We start from the raw sequence: 21,423 nt of genomic DNA, 5'->3' as shown, positions 1-21,423 counted from the left end.
GAATCATGAACGCTGTAAAATTATTTGTATTGCCTGTTTTAGCAACTGCCATGATGATGACAGGCTGCGCAAACCGCAAACCGGCTGCCAATGTTGATGCCACTCAAAACCCATCAAGCGCATCGACTGTAAATACAGACGGCTTAAGCGAAGATGCAGCGCTGAATGCGCAAAATCTTGCTGGCGCATCATCAAAAGGCGTAACTGCCGCCAATAAAGCTTTTTTAGCTAAGCGTGTTGTGCACTTTGACTATGACAGCACTGAGTTAAGCAATGAAGACCTGCAAACCCTTCAAGCGCATGCGCAGTTCCTTGTTGCTAACGCAAACTCACGCGTTGCTTTAACCGGCCATACCGATGAGCGCGGTACGCGTGAATACAATATGGCTTTGGGCGAGCGCCGTGCAAAAGCGGTAGAAAGCTTTTTGGTGACCAGCGGTGTCAGCGCAAATCAGCTTGAAGCAGTCAGCTACGGCAAAGAAATGCCAATCAATGCGGGCCATGATGAAAATGCCTGGAAAGAAAACCGCCGTGTAGAAATCAACTATGAAGCTGTGCCTCCACTGTTAAAATAATTTAACGGTGCTGATTTAACTTTATAGAGCGTCCTTCAAAACGGATGCCTATACGAAAAATCGGCATAAAAAAGCACTCATTTGAGTGCTTTTTTATTTGCGAGAATTAAGCCTGCTCAGGCTTTTGCTCCGCAGCTTCTTCATGAGCGCTTTGCATAGATTCAATCAAGTCATGCTTATTGAACTTTTTGTATTCAGGCTTAGACTCATAACCGCTCCAAGCTTCTTTTACATTGTCTTTGGAAATGTCATCCAAATTTAAACCTTCACTCGGAGTTGGAGTCGCATCAAATTTTTGAGTGGTCATTGTTGTGCTCCTTGTCATTCCCTCTGTTTCCTGCTTTCAACATAGCATGTTCTGAGAGACTTGCAAGGGCAAAATCGCGTCAAATAACACAGTTTAATTTTTCTTTTCCCTCATTCTCATCTAAAATGAAGGGTTATTCTATTCCGATCATTTTTGACCGCTTTTCTTTTGGAGCATTCCGGTTATGTCACGTTTAAGCTTATCCCAATTTCTACAACAACAAAGCGGAAATTTAACACCTGCCCTTGCACAAGTTATTGAAACAATTGGAGATACATGCAAAGACATCGACCTTTTGCTTCAAAAAGGCGCTTTAGCGGGCGTATTGGGCAGCGCGCAGCATGAAAATGTGCAAGGTGAAGAGCAAAAGAAACTTGATGTGATTTCAAATGATTATTTAATTGATGCATTAAAAGTTCATCCGCATGTTGGCGGTTTAGCATCAGAAGAGCTTGATGAATTTACCCCAGCGCAAGAAAATGGCGATTATCTTGTCCTGTTTGACCCGCTAGACGGCTCAAGCAACATTGACATCAATATGTGCGTAGGCACAATTTTCTCTATTCTTCCAGCTAAAAATGCCGTAACTCAAGCAGAAGATTTCATGCAGGCAGGCGTTCACCAAGCTGCCGCAGGTTATGTGCTGTATGGCCCTTCAACCATGATGGCGCTGACTGTTGGCGCTGGCGTAGTATTCTTTACTTTTGATCCAGACAGCCAAGAATTCCTGCTGACCAAAGATGCGATTACTGTCGCTGCGGATACTAAGGAATATGCCATCAATGCGTCCAATCAGCGCCACTGGGAAGAGCCCGTGAAGCGCTATGTAGATGAACTCCTTGCAGGCAAAACCGGCCCGCGCGAAAAAGACTTTAACATGCGCTGGGTAGCATGCATGGTTGGCGATATTCACCGTATTCTATGCCGCAGCGGCATCTTCATGTATCCGTACGATTTTAAAGATCCGAAAAAAGCAGGACGTCTGCGTTTAATGTACGAAGCAAACCCAATGAGCATGCTGATGGAACAAGCTGGCGGCTCATCTACCACTGGCCGTGTCCGCATCCTTGACATCCAGCCGACTGAACTGCATCAGCGCGTGCCAGTCATCATCGGTTCTAAAAACGAAGTCGATCTGGTTACCGGCTACCATAACTAATTTAACAGCGGTGATCAGCCTGCCTGATCACCGTGGACTTATCTCCCATGTCTACAATTTTTCTTGAGTCTAAAGACAACCCGAAAATCAAACATTTGCGCGGGCTGATTGAACAGAACTCATACCGCAAAAAACAAGGTCAAACCGTTCTGGAAGGAACGCATTTATGCCTTGCATGGCTGCAGGAAAACAGAAGAATCAATTCTATTTTCACCACAGAACATGCCCTGGCACATCCAGACTTTGAGGAAATTCTCAAAACGTATACAGGCCATATCTTTGTCATTGGCGAGTCGCTGTACAAAGACTTAAGCACCCTAGGCACTACACTGGCCTGCTTAGCGGTGATTGACTTGCCAAGCTCTAGCCAAGCGCTGAAATTTGATGCTGACACTTTAATTCTAGAAAATGTCCAAGATCCAGGCAACGTCGGGACATTGCTGCGCTCTGCAGCGGCGGCCGGCATTAAGCAAGTGGTTTGCACCAAAGGTTCAGCATCACTTTGGTCACCGCGTGTGCTCCGTGCAGGCATGGGTGCGCATTTTTCATTGCATACTTTTGAAAATATCGCGCTCGAAGACATCTTGCCCCGTTTTGAAATTCCTGTATATGTCACCAGTTCACACCGCTCGGCCAGCTTATATTCAAAAGATTTAAGCAAAGCATGTGCATGGATACTGGGCAATGAGGGTCAAGGCGTCAGTGAATACGCTCTGGAAAATGCTGAAGCTGTGGTTATTCCGCAGCCAGGCGGTCAAGAGTCGTTGAATGTTGCCATTGCTGGTTCAATCTGCTTCTTTGAAATGGTCCGCCAGCGCCTGTAATACGTTATTCTATTTGAATGGGCTCCGCCCAGTTTAAAAATAGATTAAACTAGAAAAATAACAATTTATTTGTCAACCAAGCCATCGCTTTTAACGTTATATGTACATGAACTTAAAAGCGATGGTGGGTATCCAATGACAGGATTTTCCATCTCTATGGATTTAGCGCCTAAACAGTCAGATACAGCAGATTCAAGTGTTCTTAAGAGCACGGTAGAATCTCGCCTGAAAAACTTCATGAATGAAGTCACTGGCCGCGCTCTGGTCATGATGGAAAGCGCAACCCAAAACCAGCATGGCATTGCCATGGATTTGGTTCAGGAAGCCTTCATCTCGCTGCATAAGTCATATGCAGAGAAATCCACTGAAGAATGGTATCCCCTGTTCTACACCATCCTGAATAACAAACTGCAAGATTGGCGACGTAAAGAAGCCCGCCGCGCTCAGCCCTTTTCTTTTTTCAGAAAAGTTAGCTTAGACGATGATGAAATCGAGCTGAATGATGTTGTAGATGAATCAACGCCTAATCCGCTTGAATTTATTGACCGTGCCGTAACGGCCGAAGAGATTCAGGAAGCCATCGCACAGCTGCCAGTCCGGCAGCAGCAGGCATTTATGCTTCGTGCATGGGAAGGCTTTGATACACATACAACAGCACAGATTATGAATTGCACTGACGGCAGTGTAAAAACCCATTATCACCGTGCTATACAAGGCTTACGCGCTTCATTAGCACACTTGAATCCGCATCTGGGAGGGTCATCCGAATGAAACAAGATGATTTCTTAAAGCAAGTAACTTCCAAACTTGATGGACTCGCACAGCAACATGCGCACAAACCTGCTGTAATGAATAATGTTCTTGATGAAATTCAAGAACGTGAAACATCGCACTATGGCTTGTGGAAAATGTCAGGCTTTGCTTTAGCAGCTGCGATTGCAGGCTTTATTGTGCTGCCGAATTCAGTGACAACACTGAATGAAAAACCGCAGAATCAAGTTGTTTCAGCACCTAAGCTTTCACCTCAAATGGTTGAAGACTTAGAAATGTTAATGGTTTTAGGCGAGGACAAGGCTCCCCATGGCAGCTAGAAAGTTAGCAATCGCTTTTTGCGCATTCGGGTTCCTGCAAACCAGCTTTGCAGGCTTTGAACGTTTTTGGATTTTTTCCAAAGATGCAGATACTCAAGTGAATGAAACTTGGGATTCATTGTCTGATACTGAACAAGCTGCACTAATCAAGCGTTATCAGTCTCTTAAAGAAATCCCCGCTGAACAGAGTGTCAGCTTACAGCAGCGGATGGATTGGTTTAATCAGCTTCCAGAAACTGAAAAGCAGAAAATGCGCGAAACATGGCAAAAAATGAGCAGCCAGGAACGCCGGGAATTAGCGTCTCGCTTGCAAAAAGCGCCACCCGATGAACGTTCCGCCATCCGCGAAGAGTATATTAATAAATATCTGACACCGGAAGTGACACATCACTGATTTTGAGCGTTATGTTTAGATAAAATAGGGCGAAAAACGCTCTGCCATGCACTCAGTCTAATCTTCTAACCACCGCCTAAACGCCCAATAATCAAAATTTCAGCAACAAAAAGGCCTCCATTAATAGAGGCCTTTTTACTTTTTAAAATCAGCGTCTTGTAAATTTACGCATTCTGAATACCGCAAGGCCAGCCAGAACAATCAAGCCAAAGACATTTGATGAACCGCCGCCGCTGGAGCTTTCATTTGTATTTTTCGCTTGGTTCTGCAGATAGATGATGGCCTCATTCGACTCAGCGCCTTCCGCATCATAAACCTTATAGGTAATTGGATAACTGAACTGACTGAATGCATTCTTAACCGAAAACTTAATCTTGCCGCCATAGCAGACATTGCGCACATCACCGCCAGGGCAAGGGCCGCTGTATTCAGCTGTAAAATTCAAACCCGCAGGAATACTTTTAAAATAAATCGGGGTATTTTTACCGTCTGCATTCTGATGCCAAATAGATTTACCTGCAGGCAAAACTGAATTTGGACCATCTCCGTCATCTGAGTCATTTTCTAAGGGGCTTACTGTCACTTCTAAATTGGTATCAGAACTAATTGCATAAGTATCATCTTTAGCAATCGGCGCGATATTAACAAAACGGGCTTGCATTATGCCTTTGGTGACAACACCGCTGTTTCTGTCCTTAATGGCGTAAGAACAGTACTCCGCTTCAGATGAATTCGTTATCTTGCCATCGGTACGGTACATAATGGCGCGCTTAAGATCCGACTTCCACTCACATATTAAATTTGAATCTTTCACAATTTTAGTCAAATCAATAGTTGAATTTTCACCTGTTTGAACACCTACGCCAAGCGATTCAACCGTAATCTCATAGTTTTCTTCATTGAGCGGCTTGATTAATTGAGCGCTGCTGTTCGGAACAGCTTCTTCCTCACGCAACGTCATACTCAGCGGGTCAACAAATACTGTTCTATAACCTAAATATTGCTGAGTGTATTTCAATAGATCAGATGCAGTATTGTAGTCATCTTGATACATTACCAAATAGTCTTTATTGGTGCTGGAATTATCCAGCAACGCTTTGAGGCGGTCTTTTTCTGCTTTTAAGCCATCGACTAATGTCACTGCAGAAACATTGCTTAAGTTAACAATATCGGCAGCCGTTAAACGTATGCGTTCAACAGAACCGATATCACAAGAGTTACGCTTGGCCGGGTCAAGTGTCAACGTCCCGTCTTCTACTCTCGCTAAGCCGCGCTGGTCTGTACTTGAACAGCCTGTTCTTTCAAGGTCAATCAGATCGTTTGCTGAATTATTTTGTTTTGGATAATACAGCGGTAAAAACAGATTATATTGTGATGCTTCCTGATAACTTGAAAGCACGCTGGATAAGCTCATACTCGCAACATCAATATTGTTTTCAACTTTTAAATCTGTAGTCGCTGACTCTGGCGGTAAAATACACGCATTTGCGCCGGTCAGCGCCAAGGCATTATTTTGAGCCCATACCGATGCCTTTTCTATAAGCACATTGTTACTGCTGCTGTAGTTGCACGCATTGCCGCTATTAAATGCTAAAACATTATAGTTCAATGATTTAGATCCATTTTCATCATACAACCAAGCCGTTGGCGCCTGATTTTCTACAATGGTATTACTGACAAAGCTTAAAATAGAGCTATCGCTTAATGGATGATTCGCAAAAGATGCTGTATGGATGATGGCAATGTTTGCACGGTTTTTTGCAATTGTATTTGTACTTAAGGTAACACTTGAATTTCCACACACATCAACCGTACTGGAACTATCTTTAACTAAGCCATTTTTTACAATACTGCTGCCAGACACAGTAATGGCAGCTTTAGTATTCAGCAAATTCGCTTCACAGTCCATGGCAAAAACACTGCCCTGTTTAGCATCATTCCCTTGCAATAGCGTCTGATTAACCGTAACCGTCTTTTCGCCTTTATCAGGAACCAGATATATTGCACCGCCGCTCTTATCCGACACAGACGAGGTAATTGCACTTGCATCTAGCGTTAAGGCGCCGCCAATAAAAAGCGCGCCGCCGTCATTTGCTGAATAGCCATTGGTTAATTCAACATTACTCAAAACTAATGTAGCTTCGCTTTCAACGGTATTAAAGAGACGCGTCTTGTTTTGACCATCAATTTTTGTTTTGAGCGCTCCTATTAATGGATAATCATTGGTCAATGGGCTTTTCTTTTCCCAATCGGCGGCCGTTTTACCCAAAATAAACACTTGCGAAGCCGGCTTAAGCTCTTGATTCAGCTTATATGTTCCTGCTTCCAGCTGAATATAGTCTTTTTGTCCAACTAGTGTATTGCCTGCCGTACAACCGCCAATGCCTTTATTTTTGGCTGCTGTTTCGATGGCTTCCCTTAAAGAACACTTACTTGGATTTTCACCATTTTCATCATCAAAAGTATTGACATAAATAATATCGCTCTGCGAAGCCATCAACGGCATTGCCGCTATCACCATAAGCGCTAGCAGACCTTTTTTATAATTTTTCATGGATACCTATCCCTATGATTTTTTATAGCGTCGCAATCCTGCTAAACCTAAAAGTGCAAATACACTCAAGAATCCAAATGAACCGCCAGATGTTTCAACTGTCTTACTTTCCATTGTATTTTCAGTTTCTTGAACCACGTTAATATTAATTTCCATATACGGTTTATTGCTTGTATTAAAACGTGTAGAAGAGGTGACTACCCGGATCGTAAACATATCCGCGCCGCGCCATGCACCATTAGGCGTATAAACCAAGTTGCCCTGCAGATCGATGGTCAATGAGCCCTTAGATGGCGTTTCACGCTGCACAATTTGAAGACATCCGTCTTTCCATGCTGCTCCAGTTGGATTTTTACCCAATAAGCGTTCGCATTCTTCCTTAGGCATTAAATCGCTGTCTCCAAGATAATCAGCAATCGAAATTTTAGCGACGTCCCCAACTAAAATATCCTGACCTGCTAAACTTGTAGCCGTAGGCACGACAATTTCTATGGCGCCACGGTCGCAAGCAGCCGGATCGGCATCACGGTTTACGCTCCGCTGATCAGATGCTTCACACGTAACAAAGGCATCCTTTCCATTTGATTTAAGCCCTTTATTGACGATCAATGAGTCTGCAATACTGTTATAAGACAATAAAATACGCGGGCGGAAATAGCCTGTAAAAGCTTTTTCGACCGTGCGGTAAGGGCAAAGCAATGCCGTTGTATCATCTTTTAAAGATGCGCATTCGCCTTCCACATTTGATCCAGCAAATAGCTGTGTTCCATTCCAAATACCATTTGGATAAGATACATTTCCAGTACCGCAAACCGGAGAAACTAAATTGTTCCACAGAACACTTTGATCGCCCGATTCAAAGCGGCAGTCACTCCCGCCTGTAATTACAGGATAAGGGTTGCCAATCAAAATACTATTGCTGATATATGCTTTGGCTTTCGGCGCATTCAAAATCAAGCCTGAACCATTGGCGACCATGGTTAAATTGTTCAAGCCCATTCCATCAGTGACATTTGCAACAGCACCTTTGTTGCTGAAAAAAGTACTGTTTGAAATTTTGTACATGCTTAAAGGAAATGACACCAATTTTTCATCGCTCAGCCCCTGAGCTGCATAAATATTGGCTGAAGCCGCAGCGGCGGTTTCGTTATCGCGGAAAACTGATCTTGAAATAAACACAGATGGCGCTTGCGTGTAAATGATTCCGCCTTCTGCGGCCTTATTTTTTTCAAAGAGGCTATTTAATATTTCTACTGTACTGGCATAAGCAGGGTAATCACTATTGACGCCTACATTATAAATTGCACCGCCCTGATCCGCCCAGCCGCCTGATAATTTAACGGTATTTAACTGCAGGCGTTCGTTATTATAGATTAAGCCGCCTTTATCAGCGCATTTTTGAACGCCGCATCCCGCCAAAGTCAGTTCTTTAAAGGTAATTAATGCGCTGGATTGATTGTTCGCATCATCAATGACAAAGATGTTTGATGCGCCAGTCATTTTTAGCGTCGCATTATTCATCCCTTCCGCCACTTCATCTGTGACATTGGTTGAGTAATCCGTACGGATGAGCAATGCAGTTTTGATATAAAGCGGGGACTTAACTTTATATTCTTTCTTTGCTTCCAGCAAAATATTTGTCGACGCGCCTGTGCCGCCGCACCCCATATAGCCTGCTTCTGGCCGGTCGTCTGCAGGAATATTTAAATACTCAATGGCTTCGCGAAGTGAACACTCGGTGTCATCCTTTACAACATCTTCAGTCGTCGTAATATTAATATCAGCACTGTAAGCATGTCCTGCAACACACAGCATACCTATGCCTATGCTCCGTTTGAGCATAACCTTCTCCTTGTATCTTTTTATTTCTTTTTTATTCTTTAGCCGCAAATTCCCTGCAGCATCGAATTATTTTGTGTACTTTGTCATAGCTTGAGTAATTACTCAAGATTTTTTACAGTTTATCGATATTCATCAATCAGCGCATAAATCTGCCGTAAAGCGGCATTGCTGAGCTTGGTTTTCTCCCCTTTCAGCAGCTGAATCAGCTGCTCTAAAGTCTGCAGCAAAATCGAGGCTTGATGCGGGCCGTGCAATAATAAATAGTCAACAATTTGCTGATCGATATGGATGCCTCTGCGCGAAAGCACAGATAAAACCAAAGCCTGCCTGTCCGCATACAAGCTGCCATTCGGCACTTTAACGCTGACCGCCTGAGTCAAGCGGGACTGCAAATCCGGGAGTTCCAATTTCAGTTCAATTGGCGCAAAACGGGATGAAAAGACTAGTTGCCCGCCGCCTTCATTATTGTAATTGATTAAATGAAAAACTGCTTTTTGCCAATGCGGCACGCCGCTGATCGCTTCAATATCATCTAAAGCGACCAAATCGTATTGATCGAGCGAGGTAATGGCTTCTGTTGGCGCATCCAATAGCTCTAATAAAGAAACTTTAATTGCCGATTTGCCAATTTCTAAATACGAATCACAAATTGCAGAAAGCAAATGGCTTTTACCGGTTCCCGCACCGCCATAGATATAAAAACGGTTCATTAAGCCCGCATGCAGCTGACGCACGCCATCAATGACATGTCCCCAGCCTGGCCCAGAAAAATCACTAATTCGGGCATCCAGCTGAGGTTCAATATCTAACTGCAATTGACGCATATATCTATACGGGCCTTATAAATCTTTATTTTCAGATACATCGATCTTACTCGATTTTTCAGGATCTTGCAGAGTTTTTGCTGCAGTTTCTTTTAACTCTATATCAACGTTGGCCTGCTCGGTTTCAATCAAAATTGAACCTGCATTTGCGGCATGCGCCACAACAGCATCTGAGCCATACAGCTGACTGCGCTCATAGTATTCACGCACATGGCGAAGCAGCACGACAATGATGGCGGCAACCGGCAATGCGATCAGCATGCCTAAAAATCCTGCCAGCTGCGCGCCCGCCAAAACGGCAAAAACCACAGCCACAGGTGAAAGTCCAATTTTATCGCCCAGCAGGAAGGGCTGCAAAATATAGCCTTCCACAGCCTGGCCAATCATAAATACAACCAGCACTAAAAACAGCTGCATCCAATCCAGTCCAAACTGGAACAGTGTTGCAATGACGGCAGCAATAATACCGACGGCAAAGCCAAGATAAGGAATAATGCTGGCAAGGCCTGCAATCATGCCAATAATCAGCCCGACTTCGATGCCGATGATCTGCAAGCCGACGGCATAAACCACGCCCAGTAAAAACATCACCAGAAATTGGCCTTTGACAAAAGCGCCCAATACACTGTGGCATTCACTCACAATTTTCAAGGTGCTTTTTTCATAAGGGCGAGGGATTAATCTGCGGAAGCTTTCAAGCATGCGCTCCCAATCCAGCAGAAAATAGAAAGCGATGATGGGAATAAGAACAACCGTACCGCCAATCTGGATAAAGTTCAGGCCTGATTGCGCAACCTTCAGCAGCACCGCCTGTATGCTGTCGGCGCTGTAATTGGTTTGAATGTAATCCATAATGGCTTTAGACATTTGTTCAGTGTCTATTTCCATCGGCATTAGATTAAAGGTGTGGGACAGCCAAGGCAAAAAGGTGTAATTCACCCAGTGAATACCTGCCGGAATGCTGGTCTTGGCATACATCAGCTGCTGCCAGACAAGCGGCACCAAGTACCACATCGCCCATGTCAGCACCAGCCCGATGCCGACAAATACAATGCTGATAGACAGCCAGCGCGGCAAACCGATGCCATGCAGCTTATTCACAAGCGGACTGAATAAATAGGCAACTAAAAAGGCAACAATAAAAGGAAGCACAACCGGCTTCAAAAGGTACAGTACCCAAAGGATCAGCACTATGCCTGCAATAATAAAAATGCGACGTAAGGTTTTATCAACCATAAAAATTCGCCCTTTTTTCAGTTTAATCGTTATAGAGATAAAAAATATTTCAGTAAAGATAGCATTTTAGCGCATAAATAACATATGTGTTTCGTATATTCAGGTATAATCGCCCCGCGAATGCGGAGACTTCATTATGAGCAACTCAACTTCTACCCCAAACACTGGTTTAAGCTATAAAGATGCAGGTGTCGATATTGAAGCGGGCGACGCGTTAGTCGATCGCATCAAATCTGTCGCGAAACGTACTGCACGCCCTGAAGTAATGGGCGGATTAGGCGGCTTCGGCGCTCTTTGTAAAATTCCTAAAGGTTATGAAGAACCTGTTCTCGTATCTGGCACAGACGGTGTTGGTACAAAATTACGTTTAGCATTGAACTTAAACCGTCATGACACGATTGGTCAAGATTTGGTTGCAATGTGTGTAAACGATCTTCTTGTCTGCGGTGCAGAGCCATTATTCTTCCTTGACTATTATGCGACTGGCCACTTAAACGTAGATGTTGCTGCAAATGTTGTCACTGGCATTGGCAAAGGCTGTGAGCTTTCAGGCTGTGCATTGGTTGGCGGTGAAACTGCTGAAATGCCAGGCATGTATGAAGGTGACGACTATGACCTTGCAGGTTTCTGCGTAGGTGTTGTGGAGCAAAGCAAAATTATTGACGGCACTAAGGTTAAAGCGGATGACGTTTTAATTGGTGTTGCATCAAGCGGCGCGCACTCTAATGGCTACTCTCTTCTTCGTAAAATTTTAGACGTTAAAAACGTTGACCTGACTCAAATTGTTGACGGCCGCCCACTTGCTGATACAGCAATGGAACCGACACGCATTTATGTCAAGCCAATTCTTGAGCTGCTTAAGCAAGTCGATGTTCACGCCATGGCGCACATCACTGGCGGCGGCTTGCCAGGCAACCTTCCGCGCGTTCTGCCGAATGGCGCTCAAGCTGTTGTCAATGAGTCTTCTTGGGAATGGCCAGAACTGTTCAAACTGCTTCAAAAAGAAGGCGGTGTTGAACAATTCGAAATGTACCGCACATTTAACTGCGGCGTAGGCATGGTGCTTGTTGTTGATGCAGCTGATGCGGATAAAACGATTGAAGTTTTGACTGCTCAAGGCGAAAAAGCTTGGAAAATGGGTAAAATCCAAGACAATGCAGCATCAGTAGAAGGCGCTGACGAAAAAATCCGTGTGATTTTTGCATAAGCACTTTTCATGACTAAAATTGCTGTTCTTGTTTCAGGCAGCGGAAGCAACCTGCAAGCCCTGATTGATGCCAATCTTTCAGGGAAAATTGTCGGAGTAATTTCCAATAAGCCTGAAGCTTATGCTTTAAAGCGCGCTCAAAATGCAGACATTCCAACTGCAGTGATTGAACACAAGCAATATCCAAACCGCGAAGCCTTTGATGATGTCATGCATCAGCAATTGCTGGAATGGGATGCTGATTTGGTGATTTTAGCTGGCTTCATGCGCATTTTAAGTGCGCAGTTTGTCAAAGCATGGGAAGGTAAAATGATTAACATCCACCCTTCCCTATTGCCAAATTATAAAGGCATACATACGCATCAACGCGTCCTGAATACCGGCGACACACTGCATGGCTGTACGGTGCATTATGTTACTGCAGAGCTGGATGCAGGCCAAGCGCTTGCGCAAGGCGTGCTGAAAGTGAATGGACATGATAATGCACATACCTTGGCAAATCGTGTTCATGTGCTTGAGCATGTGATTTATCCGCAAGTCGCTGAATGGATATGCAACGGCACGATCCAGCATACTGAACACGGTGTACTGTACCGTGGTCAGGCTATGAAAGAACCTGTACAATTCTGCAAGCTCTAAGCAATTATAAAATTTAATAATGAACGCATCTTCGGATGCGTTTTTTGTTTTTGCACCTGAATCGACTCAGCATATGCTTAAAAAATAAATGAAAAAAATACGTTGTTTAAAATATTAAAAATTTATGATGAATATGTTTTTTTTCGTTAATTGAATCGTTTCCACATCATTAAAAATATAAGCTGATAAAACTTTAGAAATTATGACATCCCTTTAAATGCGGAGAAAATCACATGTTAAAAACCATCAAAATCACCACTTGTGCATGTATAACATTAGCGATGGTTGGTTGTGCTACGACACAAAATCCAGCCACTGACCGTAATTTAGATAAGCTACAAAACAAAAACTGGGTTGCAAGTGAAATTCAAGGCGTGAAGCTTGAAGCTGATCCTGCTAATTCAAATGTACCGAGTATTTCTTTCGACAATACCCGTGTCAGCGGATCGGATGGCTGTAATCGATTCATGGGTGGATATGCTGTACAAAACACTAAAATCCAATTTTCCAACCTTGCATCAACACAAAAAGCCTGTTTGACCGCAACAAACATTCCTCAAAGCTTTAATCAAGCATTGAACCAAGTCACTCATTATGATGCTTCTAAAGATGAGCTGAAATTTTTAGATACCAATAACAATGTTATTTTGAAATTTGAAAATGCGAAGTAATTGTTAAATTTAACGACCTACTTTATAAAAAAGCACTCCATGGAGTGCTTTTTTAACATAACGATTTTTAAAAACTTAAGATTGAACATTATTAAGTTTGATTAAGTCTTTGATCAACTTCACAGTTTCTGCTGGCTGTTCCAATGGGAACATATGACTACCCTGAGCAACAGTGTACGGTATGCCAAATTTCTTTTTCACCATTTGCGGAAAGCCATGCCCAATAAATGGACCATTTTCCGCCGCCACATAATACGCAGGCACCGCAGGTTTAGGCTGCGGAAGCCACCACAAAGAAGGGTTGGTTCTAAAGATCTTGACTTCATCCATTTTAGAAATCGTCAGCTCTACCCCGCCGCGCACTCGATCATCCATTAATGCATGATCAATATACGCTTGGAAACAGTCCGCATCAAAATACTGATAAAAACCTTTTGCACGCAGCAATTCTGCCGCCTGTTCACGGCTTTCCCAATGGTCACGGCGCCGCAATGACAAAGATGCTGGAGACATCTGATCCACTGCTTTCAGTTTAAGCGTCTTCGCAATATGCAATGCCAAAGACTCTTTCCCCATAATCAACGGCGGGTCCAGCATAATCACCTGCTCAAACAATTCAGGACGCGCTAAAGCCGCCTGAAAACTCAGCACTGCGCCTAGCGAATGCCCAAGGCCGATGACTTTTCTGCCATTGGCTTGCCGCACAATGCTGTCAATCACCTGCTGCGTCAGGCTGGCCCAGTGATTATCAATCGGATAGCGCTTGTCTGGCCCGAGCAAAGGCACATAAATAACATCGTATTCATCGCTCAGCAGATCAAACAGCTTTTGATAAACTTTTGATGGCACGCCATTGGCGTGCGCAAAGTGAATTAATCGTTTCATTGCAATTTTGTTTGACTTTCAGACTGAACTTGCTGTGAAAGTGATGAAGCAAAACCTTGACCGATTGAAGACCCCATACGGCCAAGAACAGAATCAAATGGGCTGTATTCAATTGTGTAGTTCACTGCTTTATCAGTTTTCAGTTCACGCTTTAAGGTATTTAAACTGCCGACACGGTCTGCAATACCCAGTTTAACCGCTTGCTCGCCAGTCCAGAACAAACCGGAGAAAATCGCCGGATCATTGGATTTCAGCTTTTTGCCGCGGCCTTGTTTTACAGCATTGATAAAATGATCATGCACATTATCCAGTACGCCCTGAACATGCGCTTTTTGCACAGGATCTACTGGCTGCGTCATGGATAAAATCGCTTTGTTTTCCCCCGACGTCATGGTGCGGTCTTCAACGCCTAATTTTTGCATTAAGCCATTCACACCGTAATTCGGCATGATCACGCCAATTGAACCCACTAAGCTTGATGGATTGACAATGATTTCATCTGCTGCAGATGCAATATAATATGCACCCGAAGCGCCTGTATCACCAATCACTGCATAGATTTTTTTATCCGTATGCTGTTTTTTCAGATACTGAATTTCTTGCCAGATTTCATCTGACTGAACAGGCGAACCGCCTGGTGAATTAATATTCAGCACTACTGCTTTGCTTTGCTTATTTTCAAATGCTTTTTTCAAAGAACGGATGGTATTGGTGCTGTTGACGCTTTGCTTATCTGCAGCAATTGTCCCCACTATATCGACCACAGCAATGTGCGAGCCAATTGATCCTACATCATCTGTCGATGCTGTACTGCAGCTTTTCCCTAAAGCAACCAAGATAAATAAAATGTAGGCAAAAGTTAAAAACTTAAAGAAAATTCCCCAGCGGCGGGCGCGGCGCTGCTCTACAACCGAGGCTAAAACCACTTTTTCAAGCAGTTTCCATTCATTGCCGGTTGGCTGCTGGTTGCCTATTGGCAGTTGACTATTCTGTTGCGTATTTTGTGTTTCGTTTTCAGGTTTTGGTGGCCAATCGGACATAAAAAATCCAATAAAACAGTTAAGAAGTACCTCATTATATACACTGAAAGTACCTAAACTGTCTAAACATAGTATTTTATCCTATAATAAATTCACTATTTTCTTTTTGCATTATTGATTACACGCAATGACCGAACAGAATCCGCAGAATACAACGTATCGACTATTGAAATTTATCAGCCGTCAACCTATTCAATTTTCTCGTTTTATTGCAAAAGCGCTTGCAGGTTTAGTCAATGCTTTAAACATTTCAAAAACATCAGAAACCATTCGATTGAATCTGCAGTTGGCATTGCCAGAACTCAGTGAGCAGCAGCGTGAACAAATTACGGCTCAGGCCATCCGCAATGAATTACTTTCCTATTTTGAGTTTTTCAGCATTTGGGGATCCAGCAATCAAAAAAATCTTTCCCGTATTCACCAGGTTTACGGTGAACAGTATTTTCATGACGCTTTGGCTGAAAATAAAGGCCTGGTCTTGATTGTGCCTCACTTTGGCACTTGGGAAATCATGAATGCATGGTTTGCCCAGTACACTCAAATGACCATCATGTATAAGCCTGTAAAAAATCCAACCGCTGATGCCTTTGTCCGCGATGCGCGCAGCCGCGAGCAGGCCCATTTAGTGCCAACGGATGAATCAGGTGTTCGGCAGATTTTTAAGGCGCTCAAGCAAGGCGGCACTACGGTTATTTTGCCAGACCATACGCCAAATGCTGGCGGTGAAATGATTCCTTATTTTGGCTTGCCCTTAGCCACCAGCAACTTAAGCGCCAAACTGATTCAGAAAACCAAAGCCAAAGCGCTTTTTCTATATGCCCTGCGCAACGCAAATGATGGCTTTGACATGTATATCGAACCCATCGATGAAGCCATCTATCAAGGTACAGCGAACGATGGCTCAAGGGTTATTTTTACAGCTTTAGAGGACTTAATCCGAAAGTATCCAGAACATTATCACTGGAGCTATAAACGCTTTAAAGCCAGTCCTGCCACGGATTCCATTTACCATCTGCCCATGCATGAGGCTGTAGCCCTGGCGCAAAAAATCCGAAATGAAACAGCGGCAGAAAAAAACATGGCGGCTGCAGATTTCACAGGAAACACTTCTGCCCCAGCGGCCAACTAATCCCTGCGCAGCCACTTCCATTGATCCCTTGCAAAATGAAGATGAATTTTTCCATCCTGCTGCAGAAATTGAATGTTTCCCTGCTGGCTCGTCGTCAGCAGCGGAATATTCAGCTGCGACAGCCGCGCTTGCGTTAATGCGCTTGGATGCCCATAACGGTTAAATTTTCCTGCTGATGCAATGGCTAATTTCGGCTGCAGCGCTTTTAAAAACCCATAAGCTGAACTGTTGCGGCTGCCATGATGGCCTAAGATCAACACATCTGCTTTTAAATTTGGATACTGCTGCATCAGCTGAAATTCCGTTTCCCAGCCCGCATCCCCCATCAATAAAAAGCTCCGGTACGGCGCAGCATTCTTCAGCTGCACATACAGCACACAAGAGTTTTCATTTTTACTCCGCCCGGCCATGCCCAGCTGAGGCTTTACTGGCGAAAGCACCTCTATGCTGAGCTGATCATTCCACTGCCAGCGCTGTCCTTGATAGCAGTAATCAAATGAGGTTTGAGCCGGCATCTCTGGACGCTCACTGGACGTCAGCTGATGGATCGGCAAATCATGCTGAATTGAAAAGTAGCCGCCGCTATGATCCTGATCCAGATGGGTCAATACCAGCTGATCCAATTCACTGACTGCATTCACTGAAAGAAATGGCAAAATAATTTGCTTGCCGATACTGAATTTTTCCTCATCAGGATTGCCTCCCATATCGACCATCATCGTATGATGCTGATCTCTGATAAAAATCGCCTGCCCTTGCCCGACATCTAAAACATTCAGCTCGAAAGGATGCGGCATCAGACTTTTCAATACCAAAGCCAGCAGGCCTAAAACTGCCCAGCTCTTTGGCAAAACCCCTCTGGGCAGAAACAGAATCAGCAGGCTCAGCGCCAAAAGCCAGACCATATTTCCGCTCATAGCCACTGGCATCAGCGCTGGCTGAAATAAAGCGTCCAGCCCGTCTAAAAAAGCCAGCAGCACGGCCAGGCATTGATCGTTCAGCAAAAACAGCAGCGACGCCATGCGCTCGGAAATATAATAGCTCAGCGCCGCCGCGATATCTAAAGGCACAACGATCAATCCAAGCCAAGGAATCGCCGCGATATTGCTGAGCGGAGTAATCCATGAAACCTGCTTAAAAAATAGAACCATCAGCGGGACTAATGCTAGAAAGATTTTCCATTGCGATTCGGCCAATAACCGCAATGATAAAATTGCCCTCGCCCTCCAGCCGGTTTGCCGCTGAAGCTGGGACTGCTGTTGCTGCAGCGTCTGATAAATGCGCAATAAGATAAAGCATGCGCCATAGGACAGCCAAAACGCTGCAGATAAAATGCTGAATGGATCCATCAGCAATAGCAAAGAACTACTCAGCAGCGGTAATTTCAGCGGCTGTATTTTTTGCTTCAGCAGCAAAAGCATGCTGCCTAAACAGCACATCATGAGTGTCCGCACTGCTAGAATTTCAAACCCGGCAAACAGACAATACATAAAGACGCAGCTTAAAAATGGTAAAATCAGCAGATGCTGTCTGGGCATCATTAAATACAGCTGCGGCCTATAGCGCGCAATTAGGCGCTGCAGCAGCCAGCTGACCATCATGGCAAAAATCACCACATGCGGGCCTGAAATCGCCAGCAAGTGACTCATGCCAAAACGCTGAAACTGCATTTTTGTTTCTTTGCTGAGCAGGCTTTCATCGCCGGTAAGTAAAGCCAGCATCAAGCCTTTATGCCCCAAAGGCTGATGCTGAATGAATCCCCTGAAATTCAAGCGCTGCTGTTCTATCCAGAGCGGAAATTGATAAACCCAGCGCTGATGCTGTCTAATATGGCCTGCATAACCCAGGGCATACATCTGCTGCTCGGTCAGGGGCTCAATCTGTTTAACGCGGAATCCTGAAGCAATATTTTGCTGCAGATACCATTTTTCCTGATCAAATGCCCCCGCGCTGGCATAACTCTGCGCTGGCCTCAGCTCACCGCGCAATCGGTAATAATGTCCTAATTGCAGCTCCTGCTGCGCTGAATGCAGATTCGCCAATGGAATATAGGCCAAATATTGCAGCGGCAGCTTAGCGTTTACTGAGCCATTCGAGTGCAGCACAGAAACTTTTTGCTGGACGCTTCGATCACTCAGCTCGTTTAAACGTTCTATATAAACAAGCAACTCTCTGGATTCCGGCTCATGCTCCACTTGCATAAGGCGCTGATCTAATTGGCTATTGGCATAGCCAAATCCTAAGTATGCAGCCAGCAGTACACTCAGGCTGATATTCAAAATTTTGAGTAATAGGCTTTGAATCTGAATGAACGAATGCATCATGCGCTGCACGATCAGCCAGATAGCGGCAGCGCTGACCGCAGTCCAAAAACTCACCTGAGGACTGAGCCACATTGCGCCCATACAGGAAACGCCCAAAATCCAGCCCAGGCAAAACCATTGCAGCATTTTTTATTCTATTTTTTGCTTTATTGCGCGCAATAATAAAGCCCGCCGAGGCGGGCTTCAATCTATAGCGTAAAGTTCAAATGAATTAGGCTTTTTCAACCCACAGGCCATCTTGCATATGCAGAACAGCATCTGCCGACTGCGCTAAGTATTCATCATGGGTGACAATCAGCATCGCCATGTTGAATTCTTTACGCAGCTCGGTCAGCAGCTCAAAAATTTTCACCGCTGTTTTGCGGTCTAAATTGCCTGTAGGCTCATCCGCCATCATTAACTTCGGCTTTGTCACCAATGCGCGGGCTAAAGCCACGCGCTGGCGCTCGCCGCCGGAAAGCTCCCCTGGCTTATGCGTTAAACGGTGAGATAAGCCTACGCGTTCAAGCAAATATTCGGCCTGCTTTTTCACGTCTTTATACGCCGCGCCTTTGCGCAGCATCAGCGGCATGGCCACATTTTCCAGCGCGCTGAATTCTGGCAACAAATGGTGAAATTGATACACAAAGCCGAGATGTTCATTACGAATATAGCCGCGTTCTGCTTCACCCAAAGTATCAAAACGCTGACCATTAATCAGCACTTGACCTGAAGTCGGTAAATCTAAACCGCCCAATACGTGCAACAAGGTGCTTTTGCCTGAGCCGCTGGAACCGACGATCGAGACAAACTCGCCCGCCTTGACTTGCAGTGATAAACCGCGGATCACATCAACAGAAGATTTGCCATCGGTAAAGGATTTAGTAATATTTTGCGCATCTAAAATTACATTACTCATAACGCAATGCCTCCGCTGGCTGAATTTTCGCTGCGCGGAAAGCAGGATAAATCGTTGCAATAAAACTTAAGCCGAGTGACAAGGTCACAATAATCAGCACATCCTGCCAGCGCAAATAAGAGGGCAAATAGTTAATAAAATAAGCATCAAACATATTCAAGCCTAGGCTCGTGTTGAGCCAGCCCACCACGCTGCTGATGCTGGATGCGGCGATAATGCCTAAGATAGCGCCAGAGACCGTGCCAATCACGCCAATCACGGTACCCTGCACCATAAAGATTCGGGTAATGGTTGCAGGCGATGCGCCCAATGTCCGTAAAATTGCAATATCCGATTTTTTATCAGTCACCACCATCACCAGCGAAGATACAATATTAAATGCCGCCACCAAAACAATCAGGAACAGCAATAGGCTGACCATCGCTTTTTCCATCTGAATCGCACTGAACAGATTGCCGTGCGTATAAGTCCAGTCGGATGCATAAAAATTGGCGGGCAAGTCGCGGACAATTTCCTGAGACACCTGCGGCGCTGCAAAAATATCATCCAGCTTCATGCGGATGCCTTGCGCGCCATCCGGCAGGCGAAGCAAAGTCGAAGCATCATTCAGGGCAATATAACCCATCATTGAATCGACTTCAGCGCCAATACTAAAAATGCCGACAATTTTAAAGCGCTTAAAGCGCGGCACAACACCCGCAGGTGACGGTGTCGCTTCCGGTAAAACCAAAGTGATGCTGTCATTCAAGCCTAGGCCTAATGCATCTGTCAATTGCTTGCCCAGCACAATGCCGAATTCGCCTTTTTTCAGATTATCAATACTGCCTTCAACCATATGGTCTTGAATAATCGAAACCTTTTTTTCGTACTCCGGTTCTATCCCCGTGACCATTACCCCAGAGACCTGGCCTTGCGCTGTCAGCATGCCCTGAAGCTGCGTAAACGGCGCTACGCCTTGCACATGCTCATGATGCTCAATTTTCTTTGCAAGTTCCGGCCAATTTGTTAAAATTTGTGTTGAAGAAACAGTGGCTTGAGGTATCATTCCCAAGACGCGGTTTTTCAGTTCTCGGTCAAAACCATTCATCACGGATAACACGGTAATGAGTACAGCTACACCTAGGGTAAGGCCGATCATCGAAACCAGAGCAATAAAAGAAATAAAGTGGTTACTGCGCCGTGCGCGAGTGTATCTCAACCCTATATACAGCGAGATTGGTTTAAACATAACCATCTAGTCCGAGGTAATAATTATGGAAAATTTACAGCATCAAAGCGGAAACACGGAACGCCGCGTTATGTCACGCATCGATGCTGCCTTGAGGATCAATTATCAGATCATTTCTGATGATGTAGCGCTGAATGATCCTTACGATCCTAATTTTGTCTTGCCGCGCTATTTTCTACTACTTGCAGAATTAGATCAATTTGATCACGCGCTTAACTACGAATTAGAACAATTAGCTGAGAAAGATCAACAAATTGCTCGAATATTATCCTTATTTAATCAAAAGTTAAACCTGATTACGGGATCTTTGTATGATGCAATTGTACAAAGCATGTTACCTATTCCAGAACATGTGAATTTTTCAGAGACCGGCTTAAGCTTTTTCAGTGAGCATCCCATACAAGAAGGCACTTACCTGCACCTCACGCTCAGCCATCCCGAAAATTTCTTTCATATCGCCGCGACTGCGCAAGTGGTTTACAGCCGCCATGAAGAAAATGGTAAGTACCGCACAGGGGCTTATTTTATTACCCTGCATCCGCAAGACCGCGTCAAGCTCTCAGAATGCGTCTCTTTAACCCAGCATAAGGACTGAA

Annotated in this window: 21 protein-coding genes; 11 read left to right on the top strand and 10 right to left on the bottom strand. The window is 44.5% G+C overall.

Features of this window, described 5'->3' with window-relative positions:
- Positions 1-5 precede the first annotated feature (5 nt).
- Positions 6-575 carry a peptidoglycan-associated lipoprotein Pal gene (pal, locus tag JZ784_RS08555; RefSeq protein ID WP_130147065.1) on the top strand — a complete coding sequence of 190 codons (570 nt, stop codon included), beginning with the start codon at positions 6-8 and terminating at the stop codon, positions 573-575.
- A gap of 106 nt (positions 576-681) precedes the next feature.
- Here the strand turns inward: pal and JZ784_RS08550 are convergent, their stop codons facing one another.
- Positions 682-882, bottom strand: coding sequence for an NF038105 family protein (locus JZ784_RS08550; RefSeq protein ID WP_005008666.1), 201 nt, complete (start codon positions 880-882; stop codon positions 682-684).
- A gap of 184 nt (positions 883-1,066) precedes the next feature.
- Between JZ784_RS08550 and JZ784_RS08545 the strand changes: the two genes are divergently transcribed.
- From JZ784_RS08545 to JZ784_RS08525, 5 genes are all read left to right on the top strand, one after another.
- Positions 1,067-2,041: a class 1 fructose-bisphosphatase gene (locus JZ784_RS08545; RefSeq protein ID WP_346314554.1), complete on the top strand. Its 975-nt coding sequence runs from the start codon at positions 1,067-1,069 to the stop codon at positions 2,039-2,041.
- Positions 2,042-2,088: 47 nt separating this feature from the next.
- Complete coding sequence (locus JZ784_RS08540; protein ID WP_346314553.1) at positions 2,089-2,865, top strand: RNA methyltransferase; 777 nt, start codon at positions 2,089-2,091, stop codon at positions 2,863-2,865.
- A gap of 156 nt (positions 2,866-3,021) precedes the next feature.
- Entirely contained in the window at positions 3,022-3,636 is a 615-nt protein-coding gene (locus tag JZ784_RS08535; RefSeq protein WP_005008662.1) for an RNA polymerase sigma factor, read from the top strand.
- Positions 3,633-3,956, top strand: a complete 324-nt coding sequence (locus tag JZ784_RS08530) for a hypothetical protein (RefSeq protein ID WP_005008661.1) — start codon at positions 3,633-3,635, stop codon at positions 3,954-3,956. The genes JZ784_RS08535 and JZ784_RS08530 overlap by 4 nt, the downstream gene beginning before the upstream one ends.
- Positions 3,946-4,350: a DUF3106 domain-containing protein gene (locus JZ784_RS08525; protein WP_346314552.1), complete on the top strand. Its 405-nt coding sequence runs from the start codon at positions 3,946-3,948 to the stop codon at positions 4,348-4,350. The genes JZ784_RS08530 and JZ784_RS08525 overlap by 11 nt, the downstream gene beginning before the upstream one ends.
- A gap of 148 nt (positions 4,351-4,498) precedes the next feature.
- Here JZ784_RS08525 and JZ784_RS08520 read toward each other — a convergent pair whose 3' ends face one another.
- The 4 genes from JZ784_RS08520 to cxpE all read right to left on the bottom strand — a co-directional run bounded on the left by JZ784_RS08520 (position 4,499) and on the right by cxpE (position 10,806).
- Positions 4,499-6,904 (bottom strand): CSLREA domain-containing protein, encoded by a 2,406-nt coding sequence (locus JZ784_RS08520; RefSeq protein ID WP_346314551.1) that lies wholly within the window; start codon positions 6,902-6,904, stop codon positions 4,499-4,501.
- Between the two features lie 12 nt (positions 6,905-6,916).
- Complete coding sequence (gene rbtA / locus JZ784_RS08515; protein WP_346314550.1) at positions 6,917-8,746, bottom strand: rhombotarget A; 1,830 nt, start codon at positions 8,744-8,746, stop codon at positions 6,917-6,919.
- A gap of 119 nt (positions 8,747-8,865) precedes the next feature.
- Positions 8,866-9,570, bottom strand: a complete 705-nt coding sequence (gene hda, locus JZ784_RS08510) for a DnaA regulatory inactivator Hda (RefSeq protein ID WP_005008657.1) — start codon at positions 9,568-9,570, stop codon at positions 8,866-8,868.
- Between the two features lie 15 nt (positions 9,571-9,585).
- Complete coding sequence (cxpE, locus tag JZ784_RS08505; RefSeq protein ID WP_346314549.1) at positions 9,586-10,806, bottom strand: chloramphenicol efflux transporter CxpE; 1,221 nt, start codon at positions 10,804-10,806, stop codon at positions 9,586-9,588.
- Between the two features lie 136 nt (positions 10,807-10,942).
- Between cxpE and purM the strand changes: the two genes are divergently transcribed.
- The 3 genes from purM to JZ784_RS08490 all read left to right on the top strand — a co-directional run bounded on the left by purM (position 10,943) and on the right by JZ784_RS08490 (position 13,323).
- Positions 10,943-12,013: a phosphoribosylformylglycinamidine cyclo-ligase gene (purM, locus tag JZ784_RS08500; RefSeq protein ID WP_005008650.1), complete on the top strand. Its 1,071-nt coding sequence runs from the start codon at positions 10,943-10,945 to the stop codon at positions 12,011-12,013.
- Between the two features lie 9 nt (positions 12,014-12,022).
- A complete protein-coding gene (purN, locus tag JZ784_RS08495) occupies positions 12,023-12,652 on the top strand; it encodes a phosphoribosylglycinamide formyltransferase (RefSeq protein WP_346314548.1) in 630 nt (209 codons plus the stop codon).
- Positions 12,653-12,885: 233 nt separating this feature from the next.
- Positions 12,886-13,323: an META domain-containing protein gene (locus JZ784_RS08490; protein WP_346314547.1), complete on the top strand. Its 438-nt coding sequence runs from the start codon at positions 12,886-12,888 to the stop codon at positions 13,321-13,323.
- Between the two features lie 75 nt (positions 13,324-13,398).
- On the opposite strand, the gene JZ784_RS08485 is transcribed toward JZ784_RS08490, so the two are convergent.
- Together JZ784_RS08485 and sppA are read right to left on the bottom strand one after the other, a co-directional pair.
- The gene (locus tag JZ784_RS08485) at positions 13,399-14,208 is read right to left on the bottom strand and encodes an alpha/beta hydrolase (RefSeq protein WP_346314546.1); all 810 of its coding nucleotides are present in this window, start codon (positions 14,206-14,208) and stop codon (positions 13,399-13,401) included.
- Positions 14,205-15,248, bottom strand: a complete 1,044-nt coding sequence (gene sppA, locus JZ784_RS08480) for a signal peptide peptidase SppA (protein ID WP_346314545.1) — start codon at positions 15,246-15,248, stop codon at positions 14,205-14,207. The genes JZ784_RS08485 and sppA overlap by 4 nt, the downstream gene beginning before the upstream one ends.
- Before the next feature lie 127 nt (positions 15,249-15,375).
- On the opposite strand from sppA, the gene JZ784_RS08475 reads away from it, so the two are divergent.
- Positions 15,376-16,377: a lysophospholipid acyltransferase family protein gene (locus JZ784_RS08475; RefSeq protein WP_346314544.1), complete on the top strand. Its 1,002-nt coding sequence runs from the start codon at positions 15,376-15,378 to the stop codon at positions 16,375-16,377.
- On the opposite strand, the gene JZ784_RS08470 is transcribed toward JZ784_RS08475, so the two are convergent.
- The 3 genes from JZ784_RS08470 to JZ784_RS08460 all read right to left on the bottom strand — a co-directional run bounded on the left by JZ784_RS08470 (position 16,374) and on the right by JZ784_RS08460 (position 20,827).
- Positions 16,374-18,827 (bottom strand): DNA internalization-related competence protein ComEC/Rec2, encoded by a 2,454-nt coding sequence (locus JZ784_RS08470; RefSeq protein WP_346314543.1) that lies wholly within the window; start codon positions 18,825-18,827, stop codon positions 16,374-16,376. The two genes, JZ784_RS08475 and JZ784_RS08470, sit on opposite strands and share 4 nt — an antisense overlap.
- 85 nt (positions 18,828-18,912) lie before the next feature.
- Positions 18,913-19,599: a lipoprotein-releasing ABC transporter ATP-binding protein LolD gene (gene lolD / locus JZ784_RS08465; protein WP_346314542.1), complete on the bottom strand. Its 687-nt coding sequence runs from the start codon at positions 19,597-19,599 to the stop codon at positions 18,913-18,915.
- Positions 19,592-20,827, bottom strand: coding sequence for a lipoprotein-releasing ABC transporter permease subunit (locus JZ784_RS08460; RefSeq protein ID WP_130147036.1), 1,236 nt, complete (start codon positions 20,825-20,827; stop codon positions 19,592-19,594). Before JZ784_RS08460 ends, lolD begins: the two co-directional genes overlap by 8 nt.
- Before the next feature lie 25 nt (positions 20,828-20,852).
- On the opposite strand from JZ784_RS08460, the gene JZ784_RS08455 reads away from it, so the two are divergent.
- On the top strand, positions 20,853-21,422 hold the full coding sequence (locus JZ784_RS08455; RefSeq protein ID WP_005008630.1) for a PilZ domain-containing protein: 570 nt from the start codon (positions 20,853-20,855) through the stop codon (positions 21,420-21,422).
- Position 21,423 lies beyond the last annotated feature (1 nt).

The sequence above is a fragment of the Acinetobacter sp. CWB-B33 genome (genome assembly GCF_039655955.1).
Classification (GTDB): Bacteria; Pseudomonadota; Gammaproteobacteria; order Pseudomonadales; family Moraxellaceae; genus Acinetobacter; species Acinetobacter bouvetii.
The sequence above is the reverse complement of the archived record's forward strand: the minus strand, read 5'-3'. Positions and strand labels throughout refer to the sequence as shown.

What these genes read in the sequence shown, in the direction of transcription:
- JZ784_RS08525 (WP_346314552.1), top strand. Translation starts at nt 3,946, where the DNA reads ATGGCAGCTAGAAAGTTAGCAATCGCTTTTTGCGCATTCGGGTTCCTG.
- JZ784_RS08540 (WP_346314553.1), top strand. Translation starts at nt 2,089, where the DNA reads ATGTCTACAATTTTTCTTGAGTCTAAAGACAACCCGAAAATCAAACAT.
- JZ784_RS08460 (WP_130147036.1), bottom strand. Translation starts at nt 20,827, where the DNA reads ATGTTTAAACCAATCTCGCTGTATATAGGGTTGAGATACACTCGCGCA.
- rbtA (WP_346314550.1), bottom strand. Translation starts at nt 8,746, where the DNA reads ATGCTCAAACGGAGCATAGGCATAGGTATGCTGTGTGTTGCAGGACAT.
- purM (WP_005008650.1), top strand. Translation starts at nt 10,943, where the DNA reads ATGAGCAACTCAACTTCTACCCCAAACACTGGTTTAAGCTATAAAGAT.
- lolD (WP_346314542.1), bottom strand. Translation starts at nt 19,599, where the DNA reads ATGAGTAATGTAATTTTAGATGCGCAAAATATTACTAAATCCTTTACC.
- sppA (WP_346314545.1), bottom strand. Translation starts at nt 15,248, where the DNA reads ATGTCCGATTGGCCACCAAAACCTGAAAACGAAACACAAAATACGCAA.
- JZ784_RS08550 (WP_005008666.1), bottom strand. Translation starts at nt 882, where the DNA reads ATGACCACTCAAAAATTTGATGCGACTCCAACTCCGAGTGAAGGTTTA.
- hda (WP_005008657.1), bottom strand. Translation starts at nt 9,570, where the DNA reads ATGCGTCAATTGCAGTTAGATATTGAACCTCAGCTGGATGCCCGAATT.
- JZ784_RS08475 (WP_346314544.1), top strand. Translation starts at nt 15,376, where the DNA reads ATGACCGAACAGAATCCGCAGAATACAACGTATCGACTATTGAAATTT.
- JZ784_RS08530 (WP_005008661.1), top strand. Translation starts at nt 3,633, where the DNA reads ATGAAACAAGATGATTTCTTAAAGCAAGTAACTTCCAAACTTGATGGA.
- JZ784_RS08545 (WP_346314554.1), top strand. Translation starts at nt 1,067, where the DNA reads ATGTCACGTTTAAGCTTATCCCAATTTCTACAACAACAAAGCGGAAAT.
- JZ784_RS08485 (WP_346314546.1), bottom strand. Translation starts at nt 14,208, where the DNA reads ATGAAACGATTAATTCACTTTGCGCACGCCAATGGCGTGCCATCAAAA.
- JZ784_RS08490 (WP_346314547.1), top strand. Translation starts at nt 12,886, where the DNA reads ATGTTAAAAACCATCAAAATCACCACTTGTGCATGTATAACATTAGCG.
- pal (WP_130147065.1), top strand. Translation starts at nt 6, where the DNA reads ATGAACGCTGTAAAATTATTTGTATTGCCTGTTTTAGCAACTGCCATG.
- JZ784_RS08520 (WP_346314551.1), bottom strand. Translation starts at nt 6,904, where the DNA reads ATGAAAAATTATAAAAAAGGTCTGCTAGCGCTTATGGTGATAGCGGCA.
- JZ784_RS08455 (WP_005008630.1), top strand. Translation starts at nt 20,853, where the DNA reads ATGGAAAATTTACAGCATCAAAGCGGAAACACGGAACGCCGCGTTATG.
- JZ784_RS08535 (WP_005008662.1), top strand. Translation starts at nt 3,022, where the DNA reads ATGGATTTAGCGCCTAAACAGTCAGATACAGCAGATTCAAGTGTTCTT.
- purN (WP_346314548.1), top strand. Translation starts at nt 12,023, where the DNA reads ATGACTAAAATTGCTGTTCTTGTTTCAGGCAGCGGAAGCAACCTGCAA.
- JZ784_RS08470 (WP_346314543.1), bottom strand. Translation starts at nt 18,827, where the DNA reads ATGCTGCAATGGTTTTGCCTGGGCTGGATTTTGGGCGTTTCCTGTATG.
- cxpE (WP_346314549.1), bottom strand. Translation starts at nt 10,806, where the DNA reads ATGGTTGATAAAACCTTACGTCGCATTTTTATTATTGCAGGCATAGTG.